Annotated in this window: 13 protein-coding genes; 5 read left to right on the top strand and 8 right to left on the bottom strand. The window is 63.3% G+C overall.

What is annotated here, in order from left to right:
* Window positions 1–152 precede the first annotated feature (152 nt).
* The 4 genes from HWE17_RS27920 to HWE17_RS27905 all read left to right on the top strand — a co-directional run bounded on the left by HWE17_RS27920 (window position 153) and on the right by HWE17_RS27905 (window position 3507).
* A complete protein-coding gene (locus HWE17_RS27920; protein ID WP_176391039.1) occupies window positions 153–728 on the top strand; it encodes a hypothetical protein in 576 nt (191 codons plus the stop codon).
* Window positions 729–800: 72 nt separating this feature from the next.
* Window positions 801–1973 (top strand): helix-turn-helix transcriptional regulator, encoded by a 1173-nt coding sequence (locus tag HWE17_RS27915; RefSeq protein WP_176391038.1) that lies wholly within the window; start codon window positions 801–803, stop codon window positions 1971–1973.
* 122 nt (window positions 1974–2095) lie between these two features.
* Window positions 2096–2392, top strand: a complete 297-nt coding sequence (locus HWE17_RS27910; RefSeq protein WP_176391037.1) for a helix-turn-helix transcriptional regulator — start codon at window positions 2096–2098, stop codon at window positions 2390–2392.
* 50 nt (window positions 2393–2442) lie between these two features.
* Window positions 2443–3507 (top strand): alkene reductase, encoded by a 1065-nt coding sequence (locus HWE17_RS27905; protein ID WP_176391036.1) that lies wholly within the window; start codon window positions 2443–2445, stop codon window positions 3505–3507.
* Between the two features lie 176 nt (window positions 3508–3683).
* On the opposite strand, the gene HWE17_RS27900 is transcribed toward HWE17_RS27905, so the two are convergent.
* Window positions 3684–3905 carry a hypothetical protein gene (locus HWE17_RS27900; RefSeq protein WP_176391035.1) on the bottom strand — a complete coding sequence of 74 codons (222 nt, stop codon included), beginning with the start codon at window positions 3903–3905 and terminating at the stop codon, window positions 3684–3686.
* Window positions 3906–4155: 250 nt separating this feature from the next.
* Here HWE17_RS27900 and HWE17_RS27895 point away from each other — a divergent pair, with 250 nt between their 5' ends.
* A complete protein-coding gene (locus tag HWE17_RS27895; protein ID WP_176391034.1) occupies window positions 4156–4767 on the top strand; it encodes a 1-acyl-sn-glycerol-3-phosphate acyltransferase in 612 nt (203 codons plus the stop codon).
* Window positions 4768–4771: 4 nt separating this feature from the next.
* Here the strand turns inward: HWE17_RS27895 and HWE17_RS27890 are convergent, their stop codons facing one another.
* The 7 genes from HWE17_RS27890 to HWE17_RS27860 are packed head-to-tail and all read right to left on the bottom strand — an operon-like array spanning window position 4772 to window position 9564.
* Window positions 4772–5332, bottom strand: a complete 561-nt coding sequence (locus HWE17_RS27890) for a HupE/UreJ family protein (protein WP_255206425.1) — start codon at window positions 5330–5332, stop codon at window positions 4772–4774.
* Complete coding sequence (gene ureG / locus HWE17_RS27885; RefSeq protein WP_034783159.1) at window positions 5329–5967, bottom strand: urease accessory protein UreG; 639 nt, start codon at window positions 5965–5967, stop codon at window positions 5329–5331. Before ureG ends, HWE17_RS27890 begins: the two co-directional genes overlap by 4 nt.
* Before the next feature lie 23 nt (window positions 5968–5990).
* Window positions 5991–6671 carry an urease accessory protein UreF gene (locus tag HWE17_RS27880; protein ID WP_099400700.1) on the bottom strand — a complete coding sequence of 227 codons (681 nt, stop codon included), beginning with the start codon at window positions 6669–6671 and terminating at the stop codon, window positions 5991–5993.
* Complete coding sequence (ureE, locus tag HWE17_RS27875) at window positions 6671–7195, bottom strand: urease accessory protein UreE (protein ID WP_176391033.1); 525 nt, start codon at window positions 7193–7195, stop codon at window positions 6671–6673. The genes HWE17_RS27880 and ureE overlap by 1 nt, the downstream gene beginning before the upstream one ends.
* A 13-nt stretch (window positions 7196–7208) precedes the next feature.
* On the bottom strand, window positions 7209–8909 hold the full coding sequence (ureC, locus tag HWE17_RS27870) for an urease subunit alpha (RefSeq protein ID WP_176391032.1): 1701 nt from the start codon (window positions 8907–8909) through the stop codon (window positions 7209–7211).
* A 1-nt stretch (window position 8910) separates the two neighbouring features.
* Window positions 8911–9240 carry an urease subunit beta gene (locus HWE17_RS27865; RefSeq protein WP_035819980.1) on the bottom strand — a complete coding sequence of 110 codons (330 nt, stop codon included), beginning with the start codon at window positions 9238–9240 and terminating at the stop codon, window positions 8911–8913.
* A 21-nt stretch (window positions 9241–9261) separates the two neighbouring features.
* Window positions 9262–9564, bottom strand: coding sequence for an urease subunit gamma (locus HWE17_RS27860; protein WP_034751936.1), 303 nt, complete (start codon window positions 9562–9564; stop codon window positions 9262–9264).
* Between the last annotated feature and the right edge of the window lie 26 nt (window positions 9565–9590).

Genomic DNA, 9590 nt, shown 5'->3' with positions numbered 1-9590 from the left:
CGCCGCCCCCCCCGCCTCGCCCCGCTCCGTGCTGCCTGCGCATACCCCAAATGGGTGATGTTTCCAAAAAACATGCCCGATACAATTCCTTGCAGCAATAAAAAAGATACCACCAGACACATGGTGGCAAGTCACAGTCCACAGGGGAAATCATGCAAGCACATCCAACCACCTTTGCCGCCACTTTGCTCGGCTGCCTCATGCTGTCCGCCTGCGGTGGCGGCGGCAGCGACGGCACCAGCTCGGGCAGCGGTTCCACCAGTGCCAGCGGCGGCACGTCGTCCACCTGCCAGTACAGCAATCTGATCAGTGATACGGAACGCAAGCAGGCCAGCGCCTGCGGCATCCAGGTATCGGGCAACTATGCCCAGGCAGACTCGGGGTACGATAGCCTCGTGGCCGCCTGCAAGCAGGGAGACAAAGCCAAGGCCGATGCCTACTACAGCGGCACGTATCAAAAAATGGTCGACTATGCGCGCTCCGTAAGCAAGGAGCTCGGTTGCGGGCAAAACAACGGCCCCACCTTGCCCAACAACACCACGGCCAGCAATTACAATTTCTGTGTCAAAAGCACCAGCGTCAATGGTAAGCTCAGCTATGAAGGCGCTTGCTACGGTCCCATCAAATCGGGCGAAGGCGGCTGCGGCAGCGGCTATAACTATATCAGCCAGTACGCCAGCCTCAGCACGTGCACCTCCGGCGGCAAAAGCTGGCTGGAATCGCGCTAGGGAAGTCGGGCGGCCGCGGCCAAGGCCGCCCGAGATATGTCTTGTCCACCGCTTGCCGCATGAGGATTGCCCATGACGCCATCGCTCGCCGTCGCCAGCCAGGCGCTGATTACCCTGATCTACGAAGCGGCCACGCAGCATGGCGCCTGGTCGCAATTCCTCGCCGCCTTTGCGCAACAACTGAAATCGCACGCGGGTCTGATCTGGGCCAATGATTTCAGCAACCGCTCGGTCGACGTCCTGATGCCGGGCAGCGGCCTGTCCGCCACGTATGGCTTCGAATCGGATGCCATGGCCAGCTTTGCCAGCTATTACGGTGCGCGCAACGTCTGGCTGGAAGACGCCTCCCTGCACCGCGAAGGCGCCGTCGTCACCGGCTCCATGCTGTTTCCCGACCATTGCCTGAAAAAAACCGAATACTGGACGGACTGGCTGCGCCCGCAAGACATTTTTTATACGGCGGCGGCCATCGTCGAATTGCGCGCCGAGCGCTCCACCAACGTCACCGTGGTGCGCCGCGAACGGGCGGGCGCCTACGAGGCGGGCGAGCTGGCGCTGATCCGCAGCCTGATGCCCCATTTGCAGACGGCCTTTGCCCTGCAGCGCAAGCTGCGCCGGCTGGAAGTGCTGTCCCAGAGCTCCACCCAGGTGCTGGAATTGCTGCCGTTTGGCGTGCTGCTGCTCGACGCCACGTCGCAATTGCTCTACGCCAACGAGCGGGCGCTGGCCATGACGGCTTCGACGCGGCTGCTGCAACTGCGCGAAGGCGCGCCCCTGTATTGCCCGCGCGAAGCGGACAACGGCGCGCTGCGGCGCATGCTGCACGAGGCGGCCCAAACGGGTACGACGGCGGCAGGCGGTCCCGGCGGCGTGCTCAACCTGAACGGCTTGACGGGTGAACAGCTGCGCCTGCGCGTCACTCCCCTGCCCTCTTGGCACAGCCCGTTCGGCTCGGCCAGCGCCATCGCCGTCTTCCTCAGCGACAGCAGCGACCTGATCACCTCCCTGGCCGCCACCCTGCGCAATTTCTATGGCATGACGGTGGCCGAGGCGCGCCTGACGGAAGCGCTCGTCAACGGCTACTCCCTGCAGGAATACGCCGAACGCCAGCGCATTTCCATCCACACGGCGCGCACGCAGATCAAGAGCGCCACCGCCAAGGCCGGCGCCCAGCGCCAGGTGGACCTGGTGCGCATCGTGTTGACGGGCCCGGCCGTACTGCAGCGCAATCCCCTTCCCGCCTGAACCCTTCAAAAAGCACGCCGCCGGCACGCTTTTCATTTATATCGTAGAATCACGATATTAGAATTTAGGAAAAACGATATATACATCGCTGAAAAGCGAATTATGTATTGAGGAGAAACAACATGGATATCGACGCCATCCACAAGGCGCTGGCCAATCCGGTGCGCCGGCAGATTTTGCAATGGCTGAAGGAGCCGGAACAGTATTTCCAGGAGCAGGACCACCCGCTGCACCTGGGCGTGTGCGCCGGCCTGATCGACCGGCGCCTGAACCTGTCGCAATCGACGGTGTCGGCGCACCTGGCCAGCCTGCAGAAAGCGGGCCTGATTTCAGCCACCAAGGTGGGCCAATGGAGCTTCTTTAGCCGCAATGAAGACACTATCCAGACCTTTCTCGACCACATGCAGCAAGGTTTGTAACAGCATCCACATCGCCGCGCGCGGCACTCTCGACAGGAAAGACAACAATCATGGCAACTTTATTCGACCCCATCACCATCGGCAGCTTGCAACTGAAAAACCGCATCATCATGGCACCGCTGACGCGTTCGCGCGCCGGCAATCCGGGCCGCGTGCCCAACGCCCTGATGGCCGAGTACTACACGCAGCGCGCTTCGGCCGGCATGATCATCTCGGAAGCGACGGCCGTTACGCCCCAAGGCGTGGGCTATGCCGACACGCCAGGCATCTGGTCCGAGGAACAGGTGGAAGGCTGGAAACACATCACCCAGGCCGTGCATGACGCGGGCGGTCTGATCGTGCTGCAACTGTGGCATGTGGGCCGCATTTCCGCCCCCGTCTTCCTCGATGGCGACTTGCCCGTGGCGCCCAGCGCCGTCAAGCCGGCCGGCCATGTGAGCCTGGTGCGGCCGAAACAGGAATTCGTCACGCCGCGCGCGCTAGACACGGAAGAGATTCCCGGCATCGTGGCAGCCTACCGCCTGGGCGCCGAGAATGCGAAAAAAGCCGGCTTCGACGGCGTGGAAATCCATGGCGCCAATGGTTATTTGCTCGACCAGTTCCTGCAAGACAGCACCAACTTGCGTACCGACAACTACGGCGGCTCGATTGAAAACCGCGCGCGATTGATGCTGGAAGTAACGGACGCGTGTATCGAAGTATGGGGCGCGGACAAGGTCGGCATGCACCTGGCGCCGCGCCGCGATGCGCACGACATGGGCGATTCCGATCCGCGCGCCACCTTCGGCTATGTGGCGCGCGAACTGGGCAAGCGCGGCATCGCCTTCATCTGCGCCCGTGAAGCGCTGGGCGAAGACCGTCTGGGCCCCTACCTGAAGCAGGAATTTGGCGGCGTCTACATTGCCAACGAGAAAATGGACAAGGCAGCGGCCGCAACCCTGCTGGCCAAAGGCGAAGCCGATGCCGTGGCCTTTGGCCTGTGGTTCATCGCCAACCCGGACCTGCCTGTACGCCTGCACAGCGACGCGCCCTTGAATCCGCTGAACCCGGACACCCTGTACGCAACCGATGCGAGCGGCTACACGGACTACCCGGCACTGGCGGCACAAGCTTAACAGCAGCCTGAACGGCAAGCTGAACGGCATCCTGAAAGCCCCTTGGGCGGCACCGCGCTGCCCATCTCCCTGGCGGCGGGCGCAACGATACCAACGCACTGACTGCGTGACGATCGCGGCGCCCTCCGCCTTACCTTATTCGGCCTTATGTACGCCGCCGTTCCCCTATCGTCAGTTCAACGCCATCGGCGCCGTGCCGGCCGGGCCGGACGGCGCGCCTGCACGCTGCTGAAGACACGGCGTATCACTTCGACCGGCACCGCGTGCTCGCGCAAATAGGCTGTCGCCACCGTGCGCCCCAGGATGTGATGGAAAGCAACGCCCCGCTCGACGAGCTCGGCCATCACTTTGTCCGTTCGCACCTTCTCTCCATTTACATCGTCGATACTGTTTTTCATGCCATGGCTCCATGTCGGGTGGATCAACACTGCATCAAGTTTTGACCACATCGTGCGCATTTAGTGCCCGACACGGAGGCAAAGCATCGTTAAAATAGTGGCAGCAACAGCCTCGACACCGCATGAATAGCGGCCTCGGCTGCTTGTCGCCATCGCCAGCCCCGTATAGAATGCCTGCGCAGAATTTTTGCTTCAAGGAAAATGGCCACCAGCGCCATCCCATTAAGAACAGTGTCACTGAAGGGTATCAATGGACGATTTATTTGTACAAGCGGGCGACTTGCCGACCTGGCACCAGCGCTGCGCGCTGCGCGTGCTGCACCTGTTCGGCTGGCGCATGCGCTTCCGCCCCTTGCCGGGGCCGCGCGGCATCGCCGTCGTCTACCCGCACACGTCCAACTGGGATTTCATGGTGGGCCTGTTCGGCAAATGGGCGCTGTCCCTGCCGTTCCGCTGGCTGGCCAAGGATTCCCTGTTCCGCGGCCCGATGGGCAAGGTGCTGCGCTACCTCGGTGGCGAACCCGTCGACCGCAGCACCACCAGCGGCACGATCCAGCGCCAGGCGGAACGCATGCTGGCCGCCGACTGGTACTGGCTGGCCATCACGCCGGAAGCAACGCGCAGCTACCGCCCGAACTGGAAGAGCGGCTTTTATCACCTGGCCGTAGCCGCCAAGGTACCCTTGCTGCTGGTCTACATCGACTACCCGAACAAGGTGCTGGGCGTCGTCGACCATTTGTATCTGACGGGCGACAAGGAGGCCGACATGGCCGCCATCGCCGCCGTGTATGCGGGCCACCAGGGCTTGCATCCTGAAAAAGCGGCGCCCATCGTGCTGTCCGACAAGCGCCCCGGCGCTTAAACGATTAAGCGACTCCCATCAGCACCACGCCGGCGGCCGTCAAGGCCACGCCGGCCACACGCAGCATGCGCTCGGCCAGCACCTGGCCGATGAAACGTCCCGCGCACAGCAGAATAGCCGAAGCCAGCATGAAGCCGCAGGCGGCCGAGGCGGCCGGCAATTCCTGACCGTGGGCATTGCCATGCGCCAGCGCAAACAGGCTCACCAATCCCATGCCCAACCAGTTCGGCAAGGCCAGCGCCAGCGCAATGGCCAGTCCCACCAGCGCCACCGTGGCAGCGATGCCCGTTTCCAGCCCCGGCACCGTCAATCCGACCATGCCGGCCAGCGCGCCAAGCAGCATCATGCCGAGAAACGTGGCGCTCTGGCCCAGCCCGCGACGTTGCTGGCCGCCCCAGATGCCCACGCCCAGCATGGCCAGCAAATGGTCGATACCCGTGAACGGATGGGCAAAACCAGCCAGGAAGCCCACGCTCTCGCCATGGCCGGGGTGGGCCATGGCGGGCATGGCCAGCAAACACAACGCCGCCACGGCGGCAGTTTTCTTCATCAGTCTTGCGCTCATTGCAACTCCTTGCCTGGTTGATCGAGCAAACCTTGCTCGCGGATAAAATCGATAACGACCTGCACACCGTCGCCGCTGCGCAGGTTGGTAAATACGAACGGGCGTTCGCCGCGCATGCGTTTGGCGTCCTGCGCCATGATGTCCAGGTTGGCACCCACGTATGGCGCCAGGTCCGTCTTGTTAATGATCAACAAGTCGGAGCGCGTGATGCCTGGCCCGCCCTTGCGCGGGATTTTTTCGCCACCGGCCACGTCGATCACGTAAATCGTCAGGTCCGACAATTCCGGACTGAAGGTGGCGGCCAAATTATCTCCGCCCGATTCGACGAGGATCAAATCAAGGTTGGGAAAATCCGCCTGCATGCGCGCAATGGCTTCCAGGTTGATTGACGCGTCTTCGCGAATCGCCGTGTGCGGGCAGCCGCCCGTTTCCACGCCCATCAGGCGCTCGGCCGGCAAGGCGTCGGCGCGCAGCAGGATTTCCATGTCTTCCTTGGTATAGATGTCATTCGTGATGACGGCCATGTCGTAGCGTTCGCGCATGCCCTTGCACAGCATTTCGCACAGGGCCGTCTTGCCCGAGCCGACGGGCCCGCCAATGCCCACGCGCAGCGGATTGGAAGTGATCGAAGTCATAGTATGGTCTCTCGTTGTTGTGTTCAGGAACGGTACAGGCGGCTGTACTGCACTTCGTGGCGCATCGACAGCAGCGACAGGCCCGGCGCCCAGTTGCCCATCTCGTCGTCTTGTAAACTTTGCGCCGTCAGCGCCGCCGCCTCCAGATCCGGACGCAGCGACAGCAGCAAACGCTGGCCCGCCACCTGCCCCAGCGGCACGGATTTCACGCAGACGAGCACCTGGTTTTCCGCCCAGGCGAACAGCATGGCCAGCAGCGCCTCTTCGCGCGGAATGACCAGCGCCGCCACGGCGCAGGCATACGCGGTGGGCAGGGCCACTTCGGGCTGACCCTGCAGCATGTCGATCAGCACGCCATCGGCCACGCCCAGCTCGGCCAGCAATTTGGTCAGCGAATAGCCCATCTGGATGGTTTCGGCGCGAAACTCCGCCGTGTCGCGCGAAGCGATGAAGCGCTCGCTCCAGCGCTGCACGGCGCACAAGTCCTGTTCCTCGAATGCCTGCATCAGCCGCCAGCACAGCGGTGCTTCCCAGCGCGCCACCACCTGCGCCAGATGCTGGGCGATCCAGCTACGCGCCGTGGCCGCGTCGCTCACCAGGCCGGATTCGAGCGCCGCTTCCAGACCCTGCGAATAGCTGTAGGCGCCGATCGGCAGGGCCGGACTGGCGAACTGCAGCAAATGCAGCAGGGCCGACGCCTGCATCATGCGGCGCCTGGCGCATCGCCGGGACGGTGGATTTTCTGCCGCAGCGGCACGGGCGCCAGCAAGTGCTGGCCATGGCCGTCGTGGTGGCCATGGCCGCCGCCGTACGCGCCCGCCTCCGGCTCGAACGGCGCGCTTTCTTCCGTCACGCTCGCCTGCAAGCCTTCGAGCATCTCCTTCAGTACCACGTCCTTGCGGATGCGCAAAAATCCATCGCCCACTTGCGCCTGCGTGTGGCGGTTCCCCAAGTGAAAAGCGCAGCGCAGCAGGGTATGCGCGTCAAGGCAGCGCACCAGGTAGGTCGGTTCGCGCGCGGCGACGATCCGCACCACCTGGCCGCTTGGCCCCGTCATGCGCTCGCCGTCGCGCAGCACCGTGCCGCGCACGGTGAACACGGCCACGTCGTCGCCATTTGTCAGCACGGCGCGCAGCCGGCATTTTTCGCGCTGGTCGTAAGGCAGCACAAGTTGGGCAAAAGCGGCGCGACTATCGTCAGCCGCTAGTTTGGTATGCAAAGTCAGCATGCTTGTCTCCTGCTTAAAATAGAAAATAGCGCTGCGCCATCGGCAGCACGGCGGCCGCCTCGCACACGAGCAGCTGGCCGTCGGCGCGCACGGCGTAGGTTTCCGGGTCCACTTCCATGTGCGGCGTGGCGCTGTTGTGGATCATGTCGTGCTTGCGCAAGCCGCGCATGTTCTTCACGGCGATGACGGATTTATTCAGTTTCAGCTGATGCCCGATATCGAGGTCGTAGGCCGCCTGGGAGACAAACGTAAACGACTTTTTCAGGCCGCCGCCGAAGGCGCCGAACATCATGCGGTAGTGCACGGGCTGCGGCGTGGGAATCGACGCATTCGGGTCGCCCATCTGCGCGGCCGCGATCATGCCGCCTTTTAAAATCATCGATGGCTTGACGCCGAAAAAGGCCGGCTTCCACAGCACGATGTCGGCGATCTTGCCCGCCTCGATGGAGCCGACCACGTGCGAAATCCCGTGCGTAATGGCCGGGTTGATCGTGTACTTGGCGATGTAGCGCTTGGCGCGGAAATTGTCGCTGCGCACCGTGTCGGGCGCCAGCGGTCCCCGCTGCACCTTCATCTTGTGCGCCGTCTGCCAGGTGCGCATGATCACTTCGCCGACTCTGCCCATGGCTTGCGAGTCGGACGACATCATCGAGATGGCGCCGATATCGTGCAGGATATCTTCGGCGGCGATGGTTTCGCGGCGGATGCGCGACTCGGCAAAGGCCACGTCTTCGGCAATGGCCGGGTCCAGGTGGTGGCACACCATCAGCATGTCCAGATGCTCGTCGAGCGTGTTGACGGTAAAGGGCCGCGTGGGATTGGTCGACGAAGGCAGCACGTTGGACTGGCCCACGGCGGCGATGATGTCGGGCGCATGGCCGCCGCCCGCCCCTTCCGTGTGAAAGGTGTGGATGGTGCGGTCCTTGAAGGCGGCCAGCGTGTGTTCGAGAAAACCGCCTTCGTTGAGCGTATCGCTGTGCAGCGCCACCTGGATATCCATGCGGTCGGCCACCGACAGGCAATTGTCGATGGCGGCCGGCGTGCTGCCCCAGTCTTCGTGCAGTTTCAGGCCGATGGCGCCCGCGCGTACCTGCTCTTCCAGCGGCAGCGGCAAACTCACATTGCCTTTGCCCATGAAGCCCAGGTTCATCGGGAAGGCGTCGGCGGCCGCCAGCATGGCGTGCAAATGCCACGGCCCCGGCGTGCAGGTGGTGGCGGCCGTGCCGACGGCCGGTCCCGTGCCGCCGCCCAGCATGGTGGTCACGCCGCTCATCAGGGCTTCCTCGATCTGCTGCGGGCAGATGAAGTGAATGTGCGTGTCGACGCCGCCGGCCGTGACGATCATGCCTTCGCCGGCGATGATTTCCGTGGCGCCGCCGATGGCCAGGGTGACGCCGGGCTGGATGTCGGGATTGCCCGCCTTGCCGATGCCGAAGATCAGGCCGTTTTTCAAGCCGATGTCGGCTTTGACGATGCCCCAGTGGTCGAGGATGACGGCATTCGTGATGACGGTGTCCATCACTTCGGCCGCACAGCGCTGCGACTGGCCCATGCCGTCGCGGATCACCTTGCCGCCGCCGAATTTCACCTCTTCGCCGTAGATCGCATAGTCATGCTCGATCTCGATGAACAGTTCCGTGTCGGCCAGGCGGATGCGGTCGCCCTTGGTAGGGCCGAACATTTCGGCATACGCGCTGCGGGGAATGCTGGCCATCTCAATCCTTTCCCGGTGGAGTGTCTTGCAGTTCGCCCATCACTGCGCCATTGAAGCCGTAGACCTTGCGCTCGCCCGCCAGCGCCACCAGTTCCACGGTGCGCTGCTGGCCCGGCTCGAAGCGCACGGCCGTGCCGGCCGTGATGTTCAGGCGCATGCCATAGGCGCGCCAGCGCTCGAAGGCCAGCGCCGGGTTGACTTCAAAAAAGTGGAAGTGCGATCCCACCTGGATCGGCCGGTCGCCCCGGTTGGCCACCACCACGGTGGCCGTGGCGCGCCCGGCATTCAAGCTGATTTCGCCTTCTTCCAATTGGTATTCGCCTGGGGTCATGAGGGGCTCCTTCTCAAAAGACTACGGTATCGGGTGGTGCACGGTCACCAGCTTGCTGCCATCGGGGAAGGTCGCTTCCACCTGAATGTCGGGGATCATCTCGGCGATGCCGTCCATGACGTCGGCCCGCGACAGAATTTTTGTCCCGTCCGACATCAGCTGCGCCACCGACTTGCCATCGCGCGCGCCTTCCATGATGGCCGCGCTGATCAGGGCCACCGCTTCCGGATAGTTCAATTTCAAGCCGCGCGCCAGGCGACGTTCGGCCAGCAATGCAGCCGTAAAAATGAGCAGCTTGTCTTTTTCGCGGGGAGTCAGGTCCATGTTTTTCCTTGTGCTTCTTTCCTGAT

Origin of the sequence: Janthinobacterium sp. BJB401, assembly GCF_013372745.1 — a bacterium.
Classification (GTDB): Bacteria; Pseudomonadota; Gammaproteobacteria; order Burkholderiales; family Burkholderiaceae_D; genus Janthinobacterium; species Janthinobacterium rivuli.
This window is presented reverse-complemented; position numbering and strand designations above follow the sequence as displayed.